Genomic DNA, 23,836 nt, shown 5'->3' on the forward strand with positions numbered 1-23,836 from the left:
TCCGTCATTGTTGGAATGCTTATTCTAGGATTTTTTTTATCTTGGAAAATGCCGCGGTCTGAGAAATGGATACACGTCAAAATAAACTCGTCTCAAGAAAAGCAATTTGCCAGGATGTCAGGAAACACGCTACATATCAAAAACGTGATCAAAAATGATGCAGGCAAAGAAACAATTTATATGACAAATGGCATTTCTGGCCCAAAATAAAAAGCACCCTTTGAGGGTGCTTTTTTCTATAAATGAGGAACTACAAGCCCCCCATATAAAAATGCCGCGATAATCAGGAAAGCCGGATGCAGTTTGAATTTTGTCATGCAAAGGAGGGAAATGCCCGCAATCACTAAGGATTGAATCCAGCCGATGGCTTTGATGCCGTCTGCGCCGATTTGCCAAGTGAGAATAAGCATCATGACAGCGATAACAGGCTGAACAGACAGCGTCATGCCTTTGATCACAGGTGATTGGCGAAAGCGCTGAATGATGCGCAGCAGGACGATCAGCGCGAACGCGGATGGTACAACAGTTGCGATCAGGGCAATCAGAAAGCCGGGCCAGCCGCCTGCGCTGTAGCCGACATAAGCGGCGATTTTGGTTGCGATCGGGCCCGGCAATGCATTCGCAAGTGCGAGCATGTTAGAGAATTGGTCGTTTGACAGCCAGCCGTATCTGTTTACGACTTCTTCAAACATCAGCGGGATAGAGGCTGGGCCGCCGCCATATCCCAGAACGTTTGCGATAAAAAATGCTGTAAATAAAAACATAATGATCATGAGGCGGACATTCCTTTATCTTTTGAATGTTTATTTGTGATTTTGTCTTTCAGTTTAAAATGAAATGCTCCGTATGCTAAGAATATGATAATGACAATGCCGGGGTTGATCTGTAACAATTGCAGTCCGATAAAAGCGATGATAAAAAACAGGATTCCGGTGACCCAGCCAAATCCTTTGAGCGCTTTTTGTCCAAACTCATATGCCATAATACCGAGCATAACGGCGATAACCGGCGTCACGGCGCCAATCATGCCGGCGACGACCGCCGAGTGGCTTAAGACGTTTACAGCCGCAAATAAGGCAACCATCGCAAGGCATGTAGGCAAAATGTGGGCAAGAGTAGCGACAATTGCGCCTAGCGTGCCTTTTAGTTTGAATCCCAGGTATGCCGCCATCTTGGTGGCGATCGGTCCGGGGAGTGCATTGGCGATGGCTAATATTTCTCCAAATTCATCATCATCTATCCATTTATATTTATTCACCGCTTCATGGCGGATCAGCGGAATCACCGATGGCCCGCCCCCGAAACCTAAGATTCCGGTGCGCACCATTGCGGCCGTCATATCCCGATAAGGATGGTTTTTCATTAGTTTCTCTCCTTTACAGCTTCATTCCCATACGGCTTTTGTACCGTTTGATCAGCATTTGGCAATCAACGCTGACGACACCCTGAAGCGGATACAGCCGTTTCGTTAAAAATTCTTCCATTTCCTGATCATTCGCGAAGATTCCGTGCATGTGCAGCTTGCTCGGGCCAGTCATGTGATAAAGGCTGGTGACTGCGGGTTCTTCTTCAAGCTTTAGAGCGACTTCTTCCAGGAATTGCGGCTCTACCTCGACATTAAAAAACACGGATACATGAATGCCGATTTTAGCTGGATTGATCACCGCTGTGAATTTTTCAATAACGCCTGCTTCAATCAGCTGATTAATACGTGATTGAACTGCAACACGTGATAAATCGACTCTTTTGCCAAGATCCGTATAAGAAATCCTTCCTTCCTCATGCAAAATGGTAAGGATCTGTTTGTCTATCTCATCAAGAACAAGGTTGGGGATTTGATATTCATTGCCCATTTGTTCCACCTGCTTTCGTTTGACTTTTAGTCAATATTTTATCATATAAGTTTCATTTCGTAAGAGATAATTTAAATTTATTTTCATAATGAACAATAAAATATTTTTGTGTTTACGAAAAGGAGAAAGTTCGTCAGCTTTTCTTCCGGGTCAGTAGATGCGAAAACTCAGGCTCTCTATACTGAAGAAAATCTCTTGCAAAGGAGACTTGTGATGAACAGATCTATTATCGGCACTAAGCAAATGGTCGTCAGTCCGCATTACCTCGCATCACAAGCGGGAAACCGCATTCTGGAGAAGGGAGGAAACGCATTTGACGCCGCTGTCGCCGTGAGCGCTTGTCTGGCGGTTGTCTATCCGCATATGACGGGGCTTGGAGGAGATTCCTTTTGGCTGACCTTTCATCAAAAAACAAAGGCGGTAAGAGTGTACAATGGCAGCGGCCGTTCAGGAAAAAATGTGACGAGAGACGTGTATAAGGAGAAAAATGAGATCCCGCTGCGGGGGATCGACAGCGCAATTACCGTGCCGGGAATGGTCGATAGCTGGGATGCCGTGCTGAAGACATACGGACGGATGTCGCTTTCTGACGTATTGGAGCCTGCGCTCAATTATGCTGAAAATGGTTTTCCTGTATCTGCAGATCAGTGCCGGCATACAGCGGCGAATCTTGAACTGCTGGCGTCAACACCTTACACTGCTGATATCTTCATGAAAAACGGCAAAGCACCGGTCCCCGGTGAACGGTTTGTGCAAAAAGAGCTTGCGAACAGCCTGAAAATGATTGCTGAAAGAGGAAGAAGCGCATTTTATGAAGGTGATATCGCTCAGCGGATTGTCTCGTATTTACAGCATAATGGAAGCTATATGACGCTTGATGACTTTACAGCACACAGAGGTGAGTGGATAAAGCCTATATCCTGTGATTACCGGGGGTGCACCGTCTATCAGGCGCCCCCAAATTCTCAAGGTTTTACGGGTTTACTGACGCTGAATATTCTGGAAAACTATGATTTCAGCCAAATTGAACATGGTTCATTTACCTATTATCATGTGCTCGTGGAGGCACTGAAAAAGAGTTTTCTGGATCGGAATGCCGTTCTGACTGATCCGGCGTTTGCTGATATTCCGCTGGAAAGGCTTTTGGACAAAAGCTACGCCAAGCAGCTGGCGGAAGAAATCGGTTATATAGCTGAACCGGCGGAAAGCAGACCAATAGGCAGTGATACCGCCTATGCGGCGGTGATGGATTCGGATGGCAACGCGGTGTCGTTCATTCAAAGCCTTTACTTTGAATTTGGCTCGGCTGTTACTGCCGGAGATACAGGCATTCTCATGCAAAATCGCGGCTCATTTTTCTCATTGGATGAAAATCATGTCAACACACTTGAGCCGAGAAAGCGCAGCTTCCATACGCTGATGCCGGCTATGGTCTGTAAGAACGGGAAACCGAAGATTTTGTACGGTACGCAAGGGGGCGAAGGCCAGCCGCAGACTCAGACCGCGATTATCACCAGAATGCTGGACTATGGAATGCATCCTCAGCAGGCAATCAGCGAACCGCGCTGGGTATGGGGCAGAACGTGGGGCGAGGATTATGAAGGTCTCAGAGTTGAGAACAGAATCGCAGAGGAGACGGTCGACATGCTAAAAGAAAGCGGCCATCTCGTGGAGACAGTCAGTGATTATGACCCGCTGATGGGTCACGCCGCAGCAATCGCAGTGGATGAGGAGGGCTTTCTCCAGGGAGGAGCCGATCCAAGGGGGGATGGGGCGGCTGTTGGGATTTGACAAGCTAGAAAAATATACATATGTATATTAAGAGAGCAAGAAACAGGCCAGCATCAATCAGGTGGTACATATACTGTTTATCTTCAGGTCTATACCTCCATTCTATAAGAAAGCGTAGAGAATCAATCGAAATAAAAAATAAAAGAAGCATATATCCCACAGGGAAAAAGATCATAGAAAAAACAAACAAAATAAGTAAAAAGATTTCTATTAATCTCTGTGTGCTGTTGACTGGCTTGTACAGCCAGCCGGATTTATGGATACCGAACTTTTTCTTGATAAGAAATTGCAGTGCTGTGCTGAACGATACTATGACCAGAAATAACAGCCAAAAATGAGTACTCATACGAATCCCTCCTAAACTCATCTCTTTATACGTTCGTGGGAGAGAAAATGTTTCATAGAAAAACACCCGGGGATTACTCCGGGTGTTTCATTTTTACAGGATGTATCTGCTGCTGAAAAATGGTTTTCATTTTATCCCATGCGATTTCTGTGTTTTCATCGAGATCAAAGAGGCCTGAATTGCCGATGATAAAAATGTCATTCCCAGCTTCCGCGAGCATGCGGAAGGTTTTTTTATTACAGGAGCCGTCAACTTCAATGGCATACGTATAATGATTTGTTTCTCTCCACTCTTTAGCCGCACGGATTTTTCCAGTCATTTCTGCGATAAACGGCTGCCCGGCAAAACCCGGATCAACGGTCATAATCGTCAGTTTATCAATCAAATGCACATAAGGGCTGATCCACTCTAGCGGAGTGGCCGGGTTCAATACAATCCCGACCTTTGCGCCATGATCTTTGATGTTGTGTATCAGCCGAAACGCCGAACGGTTAATGGTTTCGGCATGAACGCTAATGTAATCAGCACCAGCCTCTGCTGTCATATCGATAAAATCCTCTGGCCTCTCAACCATCAGGTGGGCATCAATCGGGAGAGCTGTCATCGTTCTGAGCTGGCTGATGAAAAATGGAGACAGCGTAATGTTTTTGACAAAATGGCCGTCCATGATGTCAACATGATACATATCGGCACGGCTGTTTAGAATGGTGATCTGCTCGTTGAATTTTGTTAAATCCATACACATCAGAGAAGGTGAAAATAAATGTTTCATGACGCATCCCTCACTTTAATTGAAGAATTGTATGATCCAGCCTAGAAGAATCCCGATAATGCCAAAGTCTGAATCGCCGTAAGTCGTGCCTTCAAATCCGAGCGAGCCAAGAACCGGCAGAAGAAGCGCAGGCAGAAAAGAAATGAGAATGCCATTGGCAAACGCACCGAGTACAGCCCCCCGCACTCCGCCGGTTGCATTTCCGTAAACTCCCGCCGCCGCTCCTGTAAAGAAATGCGGTACAAGTCCCGGGACAATAACACTGAGACCGATGACTGGAAGAAGAAAAATGGACACAACACCCGCCAGGAAGCTGGATAAAAATCCGATAATCACCGCGTTTGGCGCAAAAGGAAAAACCGTCGGACAGTCAAGAGCGGGTTTAGCGCCTTTCACTAGCTTCTCAGCGATGCCTTTAAAAGCAGGGACAATTTCAGCGATTACCATCCGAACCCCCGCCAAGATGACATATACCCCAGCAGCGAACGTAATGGCCTGCATAAAGGAATAAACGAGAAAATGGCTTCCGCCGCTCAACGATGATTCAATATAATCCTTTCCGGCGAAAGGAGCGACAATAAAGAAAAGGAGTGCCATCGTTAAAGAAATGGAGACTGACGTATCCCGCAGAAATCCTAATGATTTCGGAACTTTGATATCCTCAGTCGAATGAGATGGATTGCCCGCATGTTTGCCGATGAATCCAGCAATAAAATAGCCGGCAGAACCGAAATGACCGAGTGCGAGATCATCGCTTCCTGTAATTTTTTTTGTATACGGCTGAAGGATGGCGGGTGACAGCACCATTAGCCCCCCAAGAATAATGGCGCCAGCAGCAATGAGAGGAACACCGCTGATGCCGCCGGTAATCAGCACGGCGGAGATCAATGAAGCCATGTAGAGAATATGATGGCCGGTTAAGAAAATATATTTAAATGGCGTGAGACGCGCCAGCAATATGTTAACAATCATTCCGAAAATCATAATGAGTGCTGTTTCCGTACCAAACGTTTTTTGAGCAATGGCTGATATTGCATCTGTATTTGGTACGACGCCTTTAATGTGGAATGCTTTTTCGAACATGCTGCCGAACACGGCTAGTGAATCTGAGACAATCGTCGCCCCAGCGCTGAGAATGACGAATCCCATTGCCGTTTTCAGTGTGCCCGATACGGTATCCGCAGCGTTTTTCTTTTGCAGAAGCAGACCGGCTAAGGCAAAAAGTCCAATTAAAATAGCAGGAGTTCCCAGGAAATCGTTAATCAAAAAATCAAGCATCAGATGCACCCCCGTCGTCTATGTTTTTGTGTGTTACAAGTTGGTAAGGATGGCTTCTTTGATTTCTTTCTGGTCCAGCAGGTTTTTGAGTCCGACAACGTTACGAGTTCCATCGTCAAGACCTGACACAATATCGGCAGATCCTAGATACAGATCCGCTTGCTCCGTTTTGCTTGAAGTGAGGTCTGTATGTGTAACATCAGCGCTGATGTTCAGTTCATCAATGATTTTTTTCACATTCATTTCAACAATAAAGCTTGATCCGAGTCCGTTTCCGCAAACAATTAAGATTTTTTTCATTTGAATCACTCCTAGTTTGAGTATTTTTGAATCATTGGCAGCACATCTTCTGCCGATTGAGCGTTAATCAGCAATTGAATGTTTTCCGGATCACCCAGCATATTCGTGAGCTGGGAGAGGGCTTTCAAATGGGTGTCATTGTCGATTGCCGCGAGCACGATAATCAGCTGGACTGAATGCTCGGGCCGGTCTGAAAAGGAAACGGCTTGTTTCAGTCTCAGAAAGCTCATGCCGATTTGATTCACACCGTCTTCAGGCCTCGCGTGCGGGATGGCTACATTCGGCGTAATAACGATATATGGGCCCAGTGTCTGAATCGTGGCAATCATGGCATCGACGTATTGCGGGGTAACAGACCCGTCATCCACAAGCGGCTTTGCCGCAATGCGGACGGAATCCTCCCAACAGGGGGCAGAGTCGGCCATCGTTATATGGTTAGGTGTCATTAATTCAGCAAGCATTGGTTTGCGGTTCGCCTCCTTTTCATGTTTGTGCGGCTGTCCTAAATACTCGGTCAGTTCTTGCATCAGCTCTGTTTTATGAATGCCTTCTGCATGTTTTTCGATGATGCTCATGATGTCATGAACACTTGGGTGGAAATGGGCAGCGCTGTTTGAGAGCGCATCTACTTTTTTCAGCAGGCTGATCTTTTCCTTGCTGTTCAGTATGGGATTAACGATGAGCACAGGCACCCCTCTGTCTGGGAGCGGAACAGTTGAGATCAGGACATCAGTTTCAAGCGTCATTGTTTCATAGACACGGCTTGATACGGTTTTCAGAATATCGACATTCGGCAGAAGATCTTCAATTTGGCTCTGCAAAATTTTTGAAGTGCCGATGCCGCCCGGACAGACAATAACCGCTGTTTTTCTAAGTGAGGGCGCGACCCCTTCACGTTTCATCCAGCCTCCGAAATGCATGGCGATAAAAGCTGTTTCTTCACTGCTGACAGGTTTTCTTAATTCTTTTTGAAGGTGATGAACGACTTTTTTTGTTAAGCAGAAAATATCACTGTATTTCGTTTTGATGGAGGCAGCTACATCACTCTCATGAGGGGTGATATCATATTTAATCCTGTAATAAGCTGATTTCAAATGAAGCACCAGATGTTTTTTTAGATTTTCCGGGTCCTGAAAAAGCACGCAGGCGTAACGCTGGAAATCGACAATCATTTTGTCCGCGATATCATGTATCACATCCAGCTCACCTGCAATGAGACTTGAAGCGGGGAACTGACTGATTTTAGCCCCTAACAGATGGATCGTGAAGTAGCACATCTCTTGATCAGAAATAAAGGCTTTTTCCGGCAGTTCCGCCGCCGCCCGAACGGCCGCTTCATATTCCTTCGTTTGCCTGATGGCGTATTGCTCTTCTTGTTCTAGAGTGATTTCTTTTCCCGCCTTTAATCTGATCAGAAATAACGTAAAGTGCACACTTAAGCTCGCGAGAACATGATCAGCAAATTTCATGTGAAGAAGCTTTTCGAAAGTCAGCAGCATAGATCGCATAGTTTGAATCTGCTGTTCACAAGCAGCCGGATCGGGACATAGATCGGTAACGGCCGCAGTGCTGCTGCTTTTTTGCATGAGCTGATTTGCGTATTCTGCCAGCAGTTTTCGCTTTTGCAGTTCTAATCCTGAGAAGAAATACCCTTTTTCTTTGGTAAAGGAAAGAACGATGCCGAATGTCTTCAGCTTTTCGCGAATATGCTTCATATCCTGAATGGCGGTGTTGCGGCTGACATGATTTTCGTCAATGAAGTTCTGCAAAAGTAACCGTCTGTTTCTCGTTAAAATGCGCAGGATCACTCTTGCCTGCCTTTCTGAGGGAGAATATTCATAACTTGAACTTGTCAGCGTTTTCATTTCTGATGTCAGCATTTTTTTCGTTTGGTCTTCTAAATAAAATCCTGCTGAACGCCTTCTTTTGATCGGTGTCAGTCCGGTCTCTTTCAGCCAGCCGTTAATTTTTTCAATGTCATAATACAGTGTTCTCCTTGAAATTTTTAATTGCTCCGTTAATTCGCCGCAAGTAACATAGCTGGTTGTGTTGAGAACCTGATGAAGAATGGCTGATCTTCTTTGGTCTAAAGGCATGCCCATCAGCTCCTTATGTGCAGGTGATATCAGTCTGCCGTCCTTCTCTTCGTGCGGGCTTATTTCAATTGTAATGGGGGGCATCTGAATTTATAAGACCAAATCAGTGCAAACGGTTTGTGCAAATATGATTCCTGCAAACAAAAAAAGCCAGGCACATGCTGTGCCGGCTTTTAAAAAAACAGTGTCTTTTTGACTAGTTTCTTCTATATAAATAGTCCTTTTATGAACTCGGACGAATCAATGTAAATTCTTCACCGAGCTTTGCATAATGGTTTCCGGCTAATCTGGAAGCCGGCTTTAATTCGTCCGTCAAAATATACCCTTTTTCTGCGTCATACACCTTCTCATCGAGGTGAAAACAGACAACTCTGCCAATAAGCAGATCAGCCGTGGTCACACCATGATCATTGTCGAAGGTGATATGCCGTTCGAGCTTGCATTCAAAACGAATGCGGGCTTCTTGAATGCCGGGCACCGAAACAGCCGTGCTCTCTACACAATGGAGAGAGGTGCGTGTCATTTCACTTTCGTCCGGCCCTAAACTTGCCGCCGTTTCATTGATGTCTTCAATGATGGCTTCATCACTGACATGGACGACAAATTCACCGTTTTTTATCGCGTTTCTGGCTGTGTCTTTTTGCCGGCCTTCTGATCGGTTGACAGAAATACTGAGTAGCGGAGGATCTGAGCTGACCACGTTATAGAAACTGAAAGGTGCCGCATTGATTGCCCCGCCTGAAGAAAGTGTTGTAACAAATGCGATCGGGCGCGGAATAACGGCTCCTGACAGCAGCTTATACGTCTCTTTGGCACTAAGCTCTTCAGCTTGAAATATGTACACAACAACACCGCCTTTATTGTAAGAGTACCATGATTATAACGAAATCCATTCAAGGAAACCAAATGATGCGGGTTGCATATGCTATGTCATGACATATAACTGATATAGGGGAATTAGAAAATAGGCTACCGTACGTATGCCGGAGCCTATGATGACAGTTTCATTATTTATATTTCTTTTTGACTACCCAGCAATTGCCGTCTTTCCAGAACTCTTTTTTGCTGTCGTAATCATCTTTTTTGCGATGATGATCATTTTTCCAGTGTTTTTTGCGAGAGCGGTACGACTTTTTGTAGCTGCGAGATTTTCTGTGTGAACAGAATGATTTTTTGTAGCTGCGAGATTTTCTGTGCGAACAGAATGATTTTTTGTAGCTGCGAGATTTTCTGTGCGAACAGAATGATTTTTTGTAGCTGCGAGATTTCTTGTGTGAGCAGTAGGATTTTTTGTAGCTGCGAGATTTCTTGTGTGAGCAGTAAGATTTTTTATGGCTGCGAGATTTCTTGTGTGAGCAGTAAGATTTTTTATGGCTGCGAGATTTCTTGTGTGAACAGTAAGATTTTTTATGGCTGCGAGATTTTTTGTGTGAGCAGTAAGATTTTTTATGGCTGCGAGATTTCTTGTGTGAGCGGTGCGACTTTTTATGACTGCGTTTTTTTCCACGAGGCTCTTGGTATAAATAAGTTTTTAAACCTTCTTTTTTTGCGGATTTCACCGCTTCTTTGATATCAGAATGGGAATAGTGGCCCAATTGAAATCCTCCTTTTTTTAATTTGTTTAAGGATGAAGATCCTTACTACACACATAGTACGCACGATTGTAAAAAGTGTATAAGTGTTCCGCTGAGATCTCACAAAAATAAAAGCCTAATTTTGAAGGGGGACTACGGATGAAGAATCAATCAAATTTGCCTCTTTATCAGCTGTTTATTCATCCAAAAGACTTACGGGAATTAAAAAAGGATATATGGGACGATGAACCGGTTCCGGCTGTGTTGAAAGTGAATCAGAAAAGATTTGATATCGACATCGCTTATCGCGGATCTCATATTAGAGATTTCAAAAAGAAGTCGTACCATATTTCCTATTATCAGCCGAAAACATTTCGCGGCGCCCGCGAGGTTCACTTGAATGCGGAATATAAAGATCCTTCCATGATAAGAAACAAATTGTCTCTCGATTTTTTCGCAGAGCTGGGGACGCTGTCTCCAAGGGCAGAATTTGTGTTTTTAAAGGTAAATGGGAAGAATGAAGGAGTGTATCTTGAGCTTGAATCCGTGGATGAATATTATTTAAGGAAAAGGAAGCTGGCGGACGGAGCGATTTTTTACGCGGTTGATGATGATGCTAATTTTTCTCTCGTGAGTGATTTGGAGAGGGAAACGAAGAAGTCGCTTGAGCATGGGTATGAAAAGAAGACAGGGACCGAGGAAGACGATTTTTATTTACAGGATATGATTTTTAAAATTAATACTGTCCCTAAAGCCCAATTTAAAACAGAAGTGACAAAACACGTGAATATCGATAAGTATTTGCGCTGGCTGGCCGGCATTGTGTTCACCTCAAACTATGACGGGTTTGTCCATAATTACGCTTTGTACAGAAGCGGGGAAACCGGATTATTTGAAGTGATTCCTTGGGACTATGATGCCACCTGGGGCAGGGATATCCATGGAGAGCGGATGGCTGCAGATTACGTAAGAATTCAAGGATTTAATACATTGACCGCCCGCATTTTGGATGAAACCGAATTTCGCAAATCCTATAAGCATCTCCTAGAAAAAACACTCCAATCTCTCTTTACAATTGAATATATGAAACCAAAAATATTGGCGCTTTATGATCAAATCAGGCCGTTTGTCCTGATGGACCCATATAAAAAGAGTGATATTGAACGTTTTGACCGTGAGCCGGAAGTGATTTTTGAGTATATTAAAAATCGTTCACAATACATCAAAAGCAATTTAAGTATTTTGTGAATCCATGATTATAGGTATTCGCTGAAAATCAGACAATTAGGCTATTGAATTAGTTCAAGAAATAACTGTGACACGTATAAATGCAATATATTTATCATCTATGTATAAATGACTAGGAGGGTAATGAATGAGCAAGAGGAGAACTAAAAATTATTCAAATCATGATATATCTTACTATCATTTTTTGCATTCAATGCAAGATAAAATTGTCACTGTATATCGAGGAGGTCCCGAATCTAAAAAAGGAAAATTGGTAGCTGTAAAATCAGATTATATCGCTTTACAAACTGAAAAAAAAACCATTTATTATCAATTGGATCATGTAAAAAGTATTACAGAGGATACCAATAATAGCACAACAACAATTGAGACGGCAGAAATGGCTGATGCTGATGATTTTCACAGCTTAATCGGACAATTAATGAACCAATCCGTTCAATTAAATCAAGGAGGTCCGGAATCTAAAAAAGGAAGTTTGGTGTGGCTAGGAGATGATTACGCTGCGTTAAACACAAGTGAGGATGGAGTAGTTTATTTTAATATTCATCACATCAAAAGCATAAGTAAACATGAGTCCGCTTTAAATAAAGAAGGACATACGCCAAGTGTCTTGGAAGCTGATAACCTAAACGAAGTTTTTAAGAGTTTAACTCATAAATGGGTTTCGATTAATCGAGGAGGACCAGAAGCAATTGAAGGTATCCTCGTAGATAATGCGGATGGTCATTATACTTTAGTGAAAAATCAAGAAGTGCTTCGCATATATCCTTTTCATATCAAGAGCATCAGCTTAGGCCCAAAAGGCTCTTACAAAAAAGGTGATCAAAAGAAAGAACATGATGATAAAGAAGAAAGCAAAAATGATATAGACCAAAAACAAGAAAAAGAGGGGGACAGTAGCTCGTTAACATCTTCAAAATCACATAGCTCATCAAGTTCGTCCAAATCAAATAAACGGTCACCGAAATCTTCAGATTATCAATCGTCAAAATATGATCGTTCGTCAGATACCAGCAGTTCGTCCAAATCATATCGGTCACCAAGATCTTCAGATTATCAATCGTCAAAATATGATCGTTCATCAGACACCAAAAGTTCGTCCAAATCATATCGGTCACCAAGATCTTCAGATTATCAATCGTCAAAATATGATCATTCATCAGACACCAAAAGTTCGTCCAAATCATATCGGTCATCAAGATCTTCAGATTATCAATCGTCAAAATATGATCGTTCATCAGACACCAAAAGTTCGTCCAAATCATATCGGTCATCAAGATCTTCAGATTATCAATCGTCAAAATATGATCGTTCATCAGACACCAAAAGTTCGTCCAAATCATATCGGTCACCAAGATCTTCAGATTATTATAGCACCGGAAGCCAAAAGGAAGATTATAGCTATGAAACGATTGTCAAAACGATAGACTATCATTGGAAGCGCAAATTTTAATAGATAATGAAGGTGCATCAATAAAGTGATGCCCTTTTTCATTCAATTAAAGGGGGAGAATGGTGAAAGGTTTGAATCAATTTCTTGACACAGATGTTGATGTTGTCATTTCAGGAGATACAAGATTTGTTGGCACACTTATAGATATTGGACAGGATATTTTTGTTATATTTAATGGCTGCAATTATCTTTATATTCCCTTGCTGCATCTACATCAAATGAACAAAGCAATAATAAATACGAATACTGGGAAACCAATTTTAAGAGATCCGGAAGATACAATAATGCAGGCGGAAAATAATAGTTTTTCTTACAGAAACACATTAAACAATGTGAAAGGCAAATTTATTGAAGTTTATGTAACTGGGGATCGGTCGATACATGGATATGTTACCAGTGTTTTAAATGATTATATTGTATTTTTTTCACCTGTATTTAAAACACTTTTCATATCTATGCATCACTTAAAATGGTTTACCCCTTATTCAACAGAGCAAACGCCGTACACGCTTGACAACTCTCAATTGCCTGTCGTACCTTCCAGTGTTTCACTTGTACGTAATTTTGAGGAGCAGATCAAAAAATATGTTGGCCAATTGGTTATATTTGATATGGGGGAAGTGCCAGAAAAAGTCGGCCTATTAAAAGATGTATCTAATAATATCATTGAGCTTATTAACGCAAGTGGAAAGTCAATCATTTGGAAGTTAAATCATCTAAAGACAATGCATCTCCCCTAGCGTAGCCTCTACTGAAAATAAACTGCCCTCGAATAGCAGAAGGCAGTTTTTTATTTCATATACTGCTAAAGAAATAACCAACTGATCCAAAAATATAAACATGTTAACGTAAAAAGAACAGTCAGCGGAATGATTAAAATGGTTGTTTTTAAATATTCACCCCAAGAAATACTTTCATCATGCTGTTTTAATATATGCATCCAAATAAGTGTTGCTAATGTTCCTATAGGTAATAATAAGGAACCAATATCACTGCCAATAATATTTGCCAAGTAGATGATTTTTGCTGTAGAAGGATTCAGGCTCATTTCTGTTAAAGTAAAAGTACTGATCATTAAAGCCGGATGATTGTTGAATAGATTCGAAAAAACAGAGGTAGAGATACCCGATACAAAAGTAGCATAGGAGAGGCTTCCAGAAACCATTGGTTTGAAATGATTTACAATTAATTCAGTGAATCCTATATTGTGCAGCCCATAAATGAGGACATACATAGTAAAAGCAAAAATAAAAATGTGCCAAGGTGCCTTGAAGAACAAGTCTCTGGGAGAGGTTTTGAAATAAACCCATCTCCAGGCCAAAAGGATAATTGATCCGATGACAGCGACAAGAGGAACGGAGATACCGGTATATGACGCGGCAAATAAGCTGATTCTGACGAGAAAAACAAATGCGAGTACAAATAACATTATTTTTGTTTGATTTCGTTCTGGTAATGGAGCTGATGGCGAATGAAGGGGATGGTACCTTCTGTGTCGCAGAGACTGAAAATGGTTCGGTATATCCGGCAGGCTTTTAGGAAGACGTTTATAAAAGAAAATAAACAGTAGACAAGCCATAAAAATGAGTCCCATCATACTAGGGACAAACATCATGGCAGTGTGCAGGTATAGATCCATTCCAATCATTTTGAGAGAAATTAAATTTACTATATTACTTACGCCGATCGGTGCGCTGGAGGCTGTAGCTATTAAAACGCCGCTTATTAGATAAGGGGTTTTTTGATGTTTTTTCAAACCTAAATATTTTAAAACCAGCAAAAGGATGGGGGTTGTGATCAAAACGCTCCCATCATTATTTAGGAAAATGGTCATTAAAAAGCAAAGTGAATTGGTTAACCAAAAAAGCTTGATGCCTGATCCCCTGGATTGTTGGAGCAGCTTTGCAGCCACCCAATAAAAGAACCCAAAACTTTCTAATGCAATGGCCATGATCATAGTGGCAAGAATTGTGACCGATGCACCCGTGACTTTTGATCCTATTTCTCCTAAGTCGGTCAATGACACACTTCCGCATAATAACACCATTAAAGCGCCTATTGTTGCGGGGATAGCTTCATTTAATCCTTTCGGCCTCCAGAAAATAAAAATCATTGTTATGAAAAAAGCGAGCAATGTTAATATACTCGTGAACTGTGTAATATATTTCACCTCTCTATCTATCATTCTAAAATCAAACGATTGTCATACGCTTACTAGTATCCTTGCCAACTATTTGTACTGTATGTATACGTATACTGATATGAAGTTGTACTAAGCGATTATATTATATTAATTAAAATTCCATGAGAATCCCAAAAGAAAAAAGAGTTTGCAAGTATCATTTCAGGTACTTGCATCACTCTCTTTAGTTCTTAACTGCTGACAATTTGAAATATTAATAAATTGCTTCAAAAGCGGATTTTGATTGTCTTTGCGATAGGCGATAACCCATTCGGCATTCAGCTGTATTTTATCTATTGTTCGATAAGTCACATCCAAGTTAAATAATTTTTTAGCTGAGGAAGGTACAAATGTAATCCCGATGCCGGCGCTGACTAATCCAATGACCATTTGATATTCAGTCGCTTCTTGTACAATGTTTGGCTTAAAGCCAGCCTGCTCACAAAATTGGATGAAATCAATGTATAAAGTAGGCCATGCTTCCTTGGCTACAGTAATAATCGGTTCATCTCTCAAATCTTCAATTGTAATGGCTTCCTTAGATGTTAACGGGTGTTGTTTAGGCAGTGCTAAAACACAAGGGCTGCTTTGGGCGATTTCAGTATGCAATGCTGTGTGCTGTAAAGGAGGATGAAGTATACCAATATCAATGTTGCCCTTTAGCAGCTCCTCTTGCTGCCTAAACGAGGATATTTCACGTAATTCTATTTTTACTGATGGGAATTTTTTACGATATTCCCGGACAATCGGCGGCAGAAATTCATATGTAGCTGATCCGACAAAACCGATAACGAGATGGCCGTGCTCGCCGCGAGCCGTCCGCTGTGCCAATTCAATCGCTTGATCAATTTGCATCAAAGCCGTGCGGCAGTGATTTAAAAATATTTCTCCGGCTGCGGTTAGTTCCACAAATCGTTTTGTCCTCTTCAGAAGCGTCACCCCGACTTCTTTTTCCAGCTGTTTGATCTGCTGGCTGAGAGGAGGCTGTGTCATGTTCAGCCGAAGCGCAGCTTTCCCGAAATGAAGCTCTTCGGCAACTGCGATAAAGTATTGAAGGTGGCGAAGCTCCATCAATCATGCATTCCTTTCTTAGGTTAATAATTCGTAATACATATTAATCATAAGTCGAATTGATATTGGAGGTCAATTTCCAAAGAGTGTATAGTGAAACGTATCACAAGATTTATTTAAATTTTTATGTTTAAAATGCATAATAAGGAGTGAGGGTGTTGACAAAAGCAACAAAAGAACAAAAATCCCTTGTGAAAAACAGAGGGGCGGAGCTTGTTGTTGATTGCTTAGTGGAGCAAGGTGTCACACATGTATTTGGCATTCCAGGTGCAAAAATTGATGCGGTATTTGACGCTTTACAAGATAAAGGGCCTGAGATCATTGTTGCACGGCATGAACAAAATGCGGCATTTATGGCGCAGGCTGTAGGCCGTTTAACTGGAAAACCGGGAGTCGTTTTAGTCACATCAGGACCGGGTGCTTCTAACCTGGCAACGGGACTGCTGACTGCAAACACTGAAGGTGACCCTGTCGTTGCGCTTGCTGGGAACGTTATCCGTGCCGATCGTTTAAAACGGACTCATCAATCATTGGATAATGCGGCGTTATTTCAGTCGATTACAAAATACAGTGTAGAGGTTCAAGACGTAAAAAACATACCGGAAGCTGTTACAAATGCATTTAGAGCAGCGTCAGCAGGTCAGGCTGGGGCCGCTTTTGTGAGCTTTCCGCAAGATGTTGTGAATGAAGTCACAAATACCAAAAACGTGCGTGCAGTGGCAGCGCCAAAACTTGGCCCTGCACCAGATGATGCAATCAGTGCGGCTATCGCAAAAATCCAAACAGCAAAACTTCCTGTTGTTTTAGTCGGAATGAAAGGCGGAAGACCTGAAGCGATTAAAGCGGTTCGCAAGCTTTTGAAAAAGGTTCAGCTTCCATTCGTAGAAACATATCAGGCTGCCGGGACTCTTACAAGAGAGTTAGAGGATCAATATTTCGGCCGTATCGGTTTATTCCGCAACCAGCCGGGCGATCTGCTGCTTGAGCAGGCTGATGTTGTTCTGACAATCGGCTATGACCCAATTGAATACGATCCGAAATTCTGGAATGTCAATGGAGACCGGACGATTATCCATCTGGATGAGATTCTGGCTGACATTGATCATGCTTACCAGCCTGAGCTTGAATTGATCGGGGATATCCCATCTACTTTGGATCATATCGAACATGATGCTGTAAAAGTGGATTTTGCGGAACGTGAGCAAAAAATCCTTTCTGATCTAAAAGAATATATGCATGAGGGAGAGCAGGTGCCTGCAGATTGGAAATCAGACAGACTGCATCCTCTTGAAATCGTTAAAGCATTACGAAATGCAGTCGATGATAACGTCACAGTGACATGCGATATCGGTTCACACGCGATTTGGATGTCCCGTTATTTCCGCAGCTATGAGCCGTTAACATTAATGATCAGTAACGGTATGCAAACACTTGGTGTTGCGCTTCCGTGGGCAATCGGTGCTTCATTGGTGAAACCGGGAGAAAAAGTCGTTTCTGTCTCTGGTGACGGCGGTTTCTTATTCTCGGCAATGGAGTTAGAGACAGCGGTGCGCTTAAAAGCTCCAATTGTACACCTTGTATGGAACGACAGCACATATGACATGGTTGCATTCCAGCAATTGAAAAAATACAATCGTACATCTGCAGTCGAGTTCGGAAACATCGATATCGTGAAATATGCGGAAAGCTTCGGGGCAACCGGTTTACGTGTCGAATCACCAGACCAGCTGGAAGATGTTCTGCGTCAAGCCATGAATGCTGAAGGCCCTGTTATCATTGATGTCCCAGTTGACTACAGTGATAACGTTAATTTAGCGAGTGACAAGCTCCCAAAAGAATTTGGAGAACTGATGAAAACAAAAGCTCTCTAGCACTCTGCGCACCAAGACACTGTTTTCGAAGAACAGCACATTACTAAAGGAGTGAAGGGAATATGAAACAAGAAAGCAACATTCAAATGCTGAGCCGCGGCAAAAAAGAACAGCCCGTTAGCCAAATTTATCAAGTATCAACAATGACTTCTCTTTTAGACGGAGTATATGACGGCGATTTTGAACTGTCAGATATTCCGAAATACGGAGACTTCGGTATCGGGACTTTTAACAAGCTTGATGGAGAGCTGATTGGATTTGACGGCGAATTTTACCGTCTTCGTTCCGACGGCACTGCGACACCTGTGCAAAGCGGAGACCGCTCTCCGTTTTGCTCATTTACGTTCTTTACACCGGATATGACGCACAAAATTGATGCGAAAATGACACGTGAAGAATTTGAAAAAGAAATCAACAGCATTCTGCCAAGTAAAAACCTATTTTATGCCATCCGTATTGACGGATTGTTTAAAAAAGTGCAGACAAGAACGGTAGAACTGCAAGAAAAACCATATGTGCCAATGATTGAAGCGGTTAAAACACAGCCGATTTTCAACTTCGACAACATCAGAGGCACAATCGTTGGTTTCTTGACTCCTGCTTATGCGAACGGAATCGCCGTTTCTGGCTATCACCTGCACTTCATTGACGAAGGACGAAATTCAGGCGGACACGTCTTTGATTATGTGCTTGAGGATTGCACGGTTACGATTTCTCAAAAAATGAACATGAATCTCAGACTTCCAAATACACCAGATTTCTTTAATGCCAATCTGGATAACCCGGATTTCGCCAAAGATATCGAAACGACTGAAGGAAGCCCAGAATAAAAAAAGCAAGCCCGCACATGTGCAGGGCTTGCTTTTTATTTGGCACTTTACCTGATTTTAGTTAAAATAACATTAAAATGATAAAGGTGTGGGTCTCATTGAAAATACTGGTTTTGGCTGTTCATCCTCAAATGGAAACCTCAGTCGTCAATAAGGCGTGGGCAGAGGAATTAAGTAAACATGACAATATCACTGTACGGGAGCTTTATAAGGAATATCCGGATGAAGCCATTGATGTTGCCAAAGAGCAGCAGCTGTGCGAGCAATACGATCGGATTGTGTTCCAATTCCCGCTTTATTGGTACAGCTCTCCGCCGCTTCTTAAAAAATGGCAGGATCTTGTGCTGACATACGGCTGGGCCTTCGGGTCAGAAGGGAAAGCTCTGCATGGCAAAGAGCTGATGCTGGCTGTTTCCACAGGAAGCGAAGCGGAAAAGTATCAGGCGGGCGGAGGGAATCATTATTCAATCAGTGAGCTCCTGAAGCCGTTTCAGGCGACAAGCAATCTGATTGGCATGACATATCTCCCGCCATATGTGTTTTATGGCGTGAAATACGCAAATGCTGAGGATATTGCGATCAGTGCAAAACGGTTAGCTGATTATATCCAGCAGCCTTTTTCTTAAAAAAGAAACGCCCTGTCCGGAATGGGACAGGGCTTTCTCTATTAAAAATCGGGTAATTCAGATAGGTTATTATCCTTTATGCCGTCTGGTTCACTTCTTAAAATGTCACGTCCGTATTTATGAAATACATCAACGTGAGCGATCTTTCCCGCTTTTGCTTCTGATAGCGCAGTGGGATAGTCCAGTTCTCTTCCTGTGTTCGTTTTCACCGCAATAATATTGTCTTCCTCATTTCTTCTGACCGCGATAATTTCTTCTTTTCCGGACGTATCAACTGGCTGATCGATATTTGTTTGCTTGGATTTATACGATTCATAAGCAGCTTCAAATTGATCCATTTTTCCACCTCCATCCTTTAACGTAAACAAAAATGCTGTTGATCATGTATAGGTTTCGACACGGCATACGACAATATTTCCTGAGAAATATTTTGAATGCGACAATTCAATCCATAATTAGCGAAGAAAAAAGGGATTCCGTTCTGTAAACGGAATCCCTTTCGGTTATTTTGTCATCTGCAGGTCCTTTGTTTTGATATAACCTGTCTTACCGCCGTAATCTGCATAGACCCAATCAAAGTCAAAGCCGCCTTTTTTTGTTTTACTCCAGCCTAAAAAAGATACGCTTGTGTTAGCCGGGAGTGTCTTGATGCTTTTTCCTTCAGCGGATGTATATGCTTTCGTCTTTGTTTTGGTTTTTACTGTTGTTGCTGCCTTTACAATGTAATGAGTGGAGACAAAGCCTGTCTTTCCGTTTTTGTAATGAACCTTTGCCCAATCAGCGTTTGAAAACGAAATGAGCTTTAAGCTGTCGCCCAGATGAAGTGTGTCGGCTTTAGCGCTTGAAGCGGAGGCCTTTGTTCTGACATTCAGAGCCTCTGCTGAAACCAAGTAGGAATCAATCGGATAGCTGTATAAATCATCAATGCTTACGTTTGTTTCTGGCTGTTGTGCATGAATTGTGTTTGCGCCGCCGGCAGAAGCCGCAGTTATTCCGGCTGCAAGTGCAAGTGTAGACAGTATTTTCGTGGGTTTGTTCATTGCGTTCCTCTCCTCACATAAGAGAAATAATCATTTCTATTATTCCTTTCACGTTTTGGCCGGTTGCTAAACATAAAAAAGGATCAGATAAAGATCTGATCCTTGGCATTATTTTTTCGTTTCCAGTTTCAGAGGAGCTGATATTGTTTTCTTTACTTTCTTTCCATGTAAAATCTGATCCGCTGCTTCCGTTGCCAGTTTACCGATCAATTCAGGCTGCTGAGCGACAGTGGCTGAGAGCTTACCGTCTTTAATCGAAGAAATGGCATCCTTATTTCCGTCAAAACCGACGACTAAAATATCTTTGCCGGAGCTGTTAATCGCTTCGAGAGCTCCAAGCGCCATTTCATCATTATGAGCGAAAACCGCTTGGATATCCGGGTGTCCTTGGAGCAGGTTTTCCATGACAGTCAGGCCTTTAGTGCGGTCAAAGTCAGCTGATTGTTTTGTGACAACGTCCAGCTTTTGATCTGCGATTTTGTGAAAGCCTGAACCGCGTTCCCGTGTAGCGGAGGCACCCGGAACACCTTCAAGCTCCGCCACCTTAGCACCTTTTCCAAGCTTGTCTGCGATGAACTCTGCGGCCATTTCTCCGCCTTTTACATTGTCTGAAGCCACGAGGGTTTCTATTTTGCCTTGTTCAGCGGACCGGTCGATGGAGACGACAGGCACACCGATCGAATTTGCAGACTCTACTGCCGTTGAAATAGCCGAAGAATCAGTTGGATTAATTAACAGGGCATCAACGCCTTGCTGAATTAAGTCCTCCACATCACTTGTCTGCTTGGAGGAATCATTTTGTGCATCGACGATGATGACCTTCATTCCGCGCTTTTCCGCTTCTTTTTCAATTCCCTTTTTTAAAGAAACAAAAAAGGGATTGTTAAGCGTTGAGATCGACAAGCCGATGGTAAATTCCTTTTTCTTATCTGAGTTTGATGGCTTCGCCCATTGGGGAGGCTGGAGCGAACAGGCGCTCAATACAAACAGTGACAGCGCCAAAATGACGGATACAGCCTTTTTCATGTAAAACCCTCCTATGCTGACTTTTTGCGGTCTAATAATACCGCGATTAAAATGACAATCCCTTTAACAACCAGCTGATAAAATGATGAGACGCCAAGCAGGTTGAGTCCGTTATTGAGTGTGCCGATAATCAGCACACCAATTAACGTTCCGACAATGCGCCCGCGGCCCCCGGAAAGACTCGTTCCGCCTAAGACAACCGCCGCGATGGCATCCAGTTCATATGATTCTCCAGCTGTTGGCTGTGCCGAGTGGAGACGGGAAGTCAAAATCGCGCCGGCAAGGGCGGATAACAGACCGGCTAAAGCATAAATCATGACTTTTACACGTGTGACTTTTATGCCTGAGATGAGTGCCGCTTTTTCATTGCCGCCAATTGCGTATGTCCGGCGCCCGAACGGCGTTTTGTGAAGCAGCACCCAAAGGATAACAAAGGCGAGAACCATTGTAATTGCAGGTACTGGAATTCCTAAGAAATAACCGCGGCCGAACAGCTGAAAGGCATAGTTAGTGCCAAGCCCTGTGATCGGGTTTCCGTCTGTATACACAAGGGTAAGTCCGCGGAAGACAGTCATGGTCGCAAGCGTCGCGATAAAAGGGGCCATTTTCCCTTTTGTGATTAACAGTCCGTTGATCATCCCGAGAAGAGCGCCAATCAGACAGCCTATGATGACGGCGAGAATCGGGTCGACACCAGATACAATCATACCCGCGACTAAGGCGCTGGACAGGGCGAGAATAGCCCCGACAGAAAGATCAATGCCGCCAGTTAAAATAACGAAGGTCATGCCGAATGCGATCAATCCGTTAATCGCTACCTGCCGAAGCAGGTTTAAAATATTCAGAGGCTCCAGGAAGCTCGGGTTTAAAATCGATACGATCATAACGAGAATAAATAAACCGAGAAACGGGCCGAGCTTCTGCATGACGCCATCGAAGTGAATCTGTTTTTGTTTTGTTTGCTTCAGTTGTTCCGTTTTCATGTTACCGCCCTCCCGTGGCAAGTGTCATAATTCGTTCTTGCGTCGCTTCACGCGCTTCGATGTCTCCGCTGATTCTGCCTTCATGGACGACGATGATTCTGTCACTCATCCCGAGTATTTCCGGCAGCTCTGATGACACCATAATGATGCCGACACCGCGTTCAGTGAGCTCGTTCATCAGCGTATAGATTTCCCGTTTCGCACCCACATCCACGCCTCTTGTCGGCTCATCCAATATGAGCACTTTTGGGCCGATACCGATCCATTTGGCAATCACGACCTTTTGCTGGTTGCCGCCGGACAAATGGCGCGCGTGCGTTTCTGATGAAGCCGTTTTGATGGTCAGGCGTTTTATGAGAAGGTCTACAAACTCTGCTTCCCGCTTGTGATCAATGATGCCCTTTGGAGAAAAACTGGCCAAATTGGGCAGCGCAATATTTTCCCGAATCGATGTGTCGAGCAGCAGTCCTTCATCTTTGCGGTTTTCCGTAATAAAACCGAGCCCTTTTTTCACAGCATCATACGGATTTTTAATAGCAGTCTTTTTTCCTGCAATCCAAATCTCACCCGAATCGAGCCGGTCAATGCCAAACAGTCCTCTCATTATTTCTGTTCGTCCGGCTCCCATTAAACCGGAAATGCCGACAATTTCACCGGAACGGACATAAAAGCTGATATCTTCAAAGCTTCCTTTTGAGGAGGCGTTTTTCACCTCAAATATTTTGTCTCCGAGTGAAGGGACGCGTTTAGGATACCGTTCCGTCAGCTCACGTCCGACCATTTTTTTCACGACCTCGTCAAAATTGGTTTCTGAAATGTTTGTTGTATCAACGGTTTTTCCGTCACGCATAATGGTGATTCTGTCGCAAATCGTAAAAATTTCTTCCATTCGATGTGAGATGTATACAATGGAAACACCGTTCTTTTTTAAAGCCGTAATGACGTCAAACAGCTTGCTGATTTCCCGTTCAGTCAAAGCCGCGGTAGGTTCATCCATAATGATCACCTTGGCATTTGTCATGAGCGCTTTTGCGATTTCAATCATCTGCTGCTGTCCGACGGAGCATTCACCCGCTTCTTGATCAAGTGAAAGAGAGACGGATAGTTTATCAAATTGTTCTTTTGCTAGCGCTTTCATTTTTCCGGTTTGTAAAATACCAAATTTCGTTGACATTTCTTTTCCGATAAATAGATTCTCAAGTACGGACATGTCCGGCCAGATGTTCAGTTCCTGATGGATGAAGGCGATTCCGTGCTGCTCGGCTTCCTTTGGGTTGGAGAAATACGTCTCGTTACCATTTATGGTGATCCGTCCTTTGTCCAGTTTGTGCAGACCAGTCAGGATGTTCATCAGGGTGGACTTGCCGGCGCCGTTTTCTCCCATCAGTGCGTGAACTTCGCCAGGCTTGAGCTGAAAAGACACACCTGAAAGCACCTGGTTTTTTCCGAATGCTTTATGAATGTCATTTATTTCGATTTGCATATCGGTCCTCCTT

The 23,836-nt window shown here is 43.1% G+C and carries 24 protein-coding genes; 7 read left to right on the forward strand and 17 right to left on the reverse strand.

The window, feature by feature from the left end; genetic code table 11:
- Positions 1–236: 236 nt before the first annotated feature.
- Genes H7F27_RS02860 through chrS form a run of 3 tightly spaced genes read right to left on the reverse strand, consistent with a single transcriptional unit; the run spans position 237 to position 1,853 of the window.
- Positions 237–773 (reverse strand): chromate efflux transporter ChrA, encoded by a 537-nt coding sequence (locus tag H7F27_RS02860; RefSeq protein WP_069486818.1) that lies wholly within the window; start codon positions 771–773, stop codon positions 237–239.
- Entirely contained in the window at positions 770–1,363 is a 594-nt protein-coding gene (chrB, locus tag H7F27_RS02865) for a chromate efflux transporter subunit ChrB (protein ID WP_024123093.1), read from the reverse strand. Before chrB ends, H7F27_RS02860 begins: the two co-directional genes overlap by 4 nt.
- Before the next feature lie 13 nt (positions 1,364–1,376).
- Entirely contained in the window at positions 1,377–1,853 is a 477-nt protein-coding gene (gene chrS / locus H7F27_RS02870) for a chromate efflux transcriptional regulator ChrS (RefSeq protein WP_024123092.1), read from the reverse strand.
- A 213-nt stretch (positions 1,854–2,066) separates the two neighbouring features.
- On the opposite strand from chrS, the gene ggt reads away from it, so the two are divergent.
- Positions 2,067–3,644, forward strand: a complete 1,578-nt coding sequence (gene ggt / locus H7F27_RS02875) for a gamma-glutamyltransferase (RefSeq protein ID WP_185848537.1) — start codon at positions 2,067–2,069, stop codon at positions 3,642–3,644.
- Between the two features lie 4 nt (positions 3,645–3,648).
- On the opposite strand, the gene H7F27_RS02880 is transcribed toward ggt, so the two are convergent.
- From H7F27_RS02880 to cotG, 7 genes are all read right to left on the reverse strand, one after another.
- Positions 3,649–3,990 carry a DUF4181 domain-containing protein gene (locus H7F27_RS02880; RefSeq protein ID WP_105954061.1) on the reverse strand — a complete coding sequence of 114 codons (342 nt, stop codon included), beginning with the start codon at positions 3,988–3,990 and terminating at the stop codon, positions 3,649–3,651.
- Between the two features lie 73 nt (positions 3,991–4,063).
- A complete protein-coding gene (gene alsE, locus H7F27_RS02885; protein WP_185848538.1) occupies positions 4,064–4,762 on the reverse strand; it encodes a D-allulose 6-phosphate 3-epimerase in 699 nt (232 codons plus the stop codon).
- A 15-nt stretch (positions 4,763–4,777) separates the two neighbouring features.
- Positions 4,778–6,040 carry a PTS ascorbate transporter subunit IIC gene (locus H7F27_RS02890; protein ID WP_185848539.1) on the reverse strand — a complete coding sequence of 421 codons (1,263 nt, stop codon included), beginning with the start codon at positions 6,038–6,040 and terminating at the stop codon, positions 4,778–4,780.
- Between the two features lie 33 nt (positions 6,041–6,073).
- Positions 6,074–6,340, reverse strand: a complete 267-nt coding sequence (locus H7F27_RS02895; RefSeq protein ID WP_024123087.1) for a PTS sugar transporter subunit IIB — start codon at positions 6,338–6,340, stop codon at positions 6,074–6,076.
- Between the two features lie 11 nt (positions 6,341–6,351).
- Positions 6,352–8,436: a BglG family transcription antiterminator gene (locus H7F27_RS02900; RefSeq protein WP_185848540.1), complete on the reverse strand. Its 2,085-nt coding sequence runs from the start codon at positions 8,434–8,436 to the stop codon at positions 6,352–6,354.
- A gap of 223 nt (positions 8,437–8,659) precedes the next feature.
- Positions 8,660–9,280, reverse strand: coding sequence for a flavin reductase family protein (locus tag H7F27_RS02905; protein ID WP_101859844.1), 621 nt, complete (start codon positions 9,278–9,280; stop codon positions 8,660–8,662).
- Positions 9,281–9,443: 163 nt separating this feature from the next.
- Positions 9,444–10,031, reverse strand: a complete 588-nt coding sequence (gene cotG / locus H7F27_RS02910) for a CotG/ExsB N-terminal domain-containing protein (RefSeq protein ID WP_105954058.1) — start codon at positions 10,029–10,031, stop codon at positions 9,444–9,446.
- 138 nt (positions 10,032–10,169) lie between these two features.
- Here cotG and cotH point away from each other — a divergent pair, with 138 nt between their 5' ends.
- The 3 genes from cotH to H7F27_RS02925 all read left to right on the forward strand — a co-directional run bounded on the left by cotH (position 10,170) and on the right by H7F27_RS02925 (position 13,451).
- Positions 10,170–11,258 carry a spore coat protein CotH gene (gene cotH / locus H7F27_RS02915; RefSeq protein ID WP_185848541.1) on the forward strand — a complete coding sequence of 363 codons (1,089 nt, stop codon included), beginning with the start codon at positions 10,170–10,172 and terminating at the stop codon, positions 11,256–11,258.
- Positions 11,259–11,385: 127 nt separating this feature from the next.
- On the forward strand, positions 11,386–12,711 hold the full coding sequence (locus tag H7F27_RS02920) for a spore coat protein CotH (RefSeq protein WP_185848542.1): 1,326 nt from the start codon (positions 11,386–11,388) through the stop codon (positions 12,709–12,711).
- 62 nt (positions 12,712–12,773) lie between these two features.
- Positions 12,774–13,451: a hypothetical protein gene (locus tag H7F27_RS02925; protein WP_024123082.1), complete on the forward strand. Its 678-nt coding sequence runs from the start codon at positions 12,774–12,776 to the stop codon at positions 13,449–13,451.
- A gap of 65 nt (positions 13,452–13,516) precedes the next feature.
- On the opposite strand, the gene H7F27_RS02930 is transcribed toward H7F27_RS02925, so the two are convergent.
- Positions 13,517–14,845: an arsenic transporter gene (locus H7F27_RS02930; protein WP_083504435.1), complete on the reverse strand. Its 1,329-nt coding sequence runs from the start codon at positions 14,843–14,845 to the stop codon at positions 13,517–13,519.
- Positions 14,846–15,055: 210 nt separating this feature from the next.
- On the reverse strand, positions 15,056–15,964 hold the full coding sequence (gene alsR, locus H7F27_RS02935) for an acetoin biosynthesis transcriptional regulator AlsR (RefSeq protein ID WP_024123080.1): 909 nt from the start codon (positions 15,962–15,964) through the stop codon (positions 15,056–15,058).
- 158 nt (positions 15,965–16,122) lie between these two features.
- Here alsR and alsS point away from each other — a divergent pair, with 158 nt between their 5' ends.
- The 3 genes from alsS to H7F27_RS02950 all read left to right on the forward strand — a co-directional run bounded on the left by alsS (position 16,123) and on the right by H7F27_RS02950 (position 19,291).
- The gene (gene alsS / locus H7F27_RS02940; protein ID WP_024123079.1) at positions 16,123–17,835 is read left to right on the forward strand and encodes an acetolactate synthase AlsS; all 1,713 of its coding nucleotides are present in this window, start codon (positions 16,123–16,125) and stop codon (positions 17,833–17,835) included.
- 62 nt (positions 17,836–17,897) lie between these two features.
- Complete coding sequence (budA, locus tag H7F27_RS02945) at positions 17,898–18,665, forward strand: acetolactate decarboxylase (protein WP_024123078.1); 768 nt, start codon at positions 17,898–17,900, stop codon at positions 18,663–18,665.
- Between the two features lie 98 nt (positions 18,666–18,763).
- On the forward strand, positions 18,764–19,291 hold the full coding sequence (locus H7F27_RS02950) for an NAD(P)H-dependent oxidoreductase (RefSeq protein ID WP_044159591.1): 528 nt from the start codon (positions 18,764–18,766) through the stop codon (positions 19,289–19,291).
- Between the two features lie 41 nt (positions 19,292–19,332).
- On the opposite strand, the gene H7F27_RS02955 is transcribed toward H7F27_RS02950, so the two are convergent.
- From H7F27_RS02955 to H7F27_RS02975, 5 genes are all read right to left on the reverse strand, one after another.
- Positions 19,333–19,629, reverse strand: a complete 297-nt coding sequence (locus H7F27_RS02955; protein ID WP_024123076.1) for a DUF3892 domain-containing protein — start codon at positions 19,627–19,629, stop codon at positions 19,333–19,335.
- 165 nt (positions 19,630–19,794) lie between these two features.
- A complete protein-coding gene (locus H7F27_RS02960; RefSeq protein WP_024123075.1) occupies positions 19,795–20,331 on the reverse strand; it encodes an SH3 domain-containing protein in 537 nt (178 codons plus the stop codon).
- 108 nt (positions 20,332–20,439) lie between these two features.
- Entirely contained in the window at positions 20,440–21,357 is a 918-nt protein-coding gene (gene rbsB, locus H7F27_RS02965; protein WP_105990855.1) for a ribose ABC transporter substrate-binding protein RbsB, read from the reverse strand.
- A gap of 11 nt (positions 21,358–21,368) precedes the next feature.
- On the reverse strand, positions 21,369–22,340 hold the full coding sequence (gene rbsC / locus H7F27_RS02970) for a ribose ABC transporter permease RbsC (RefSeq protein ID WP_024123073.1): 972 nt from the start codon (positions 22,338–22,340) through the stop codon (positions 21,369–21,371).
- Between the two features lies 1 nt (position 22,341).
- Positions 22,342–23,823, reverse strand: coding sequence for a sugar ABC transporter ATP-binding protein (locus H7F27_RS02975; RefSeq protein ID WP_185848543.1), 1,482 nt, complete (start codon positions 23,821–23,823; stop codon positions 22,342–22,344).
- Positions 23,824–23,836: the final 13 nt, after the last annotated feature.

This window comes from Bacillus sp. PAMC26543, assembly GCF_014250375.1.
GTDB classification, from domain to species: domain Bacteria; phylum Bacillota; class Bacilli; order Bacillales; family Bacillaceae; genus Bacillus; species Bacillus halotolerans.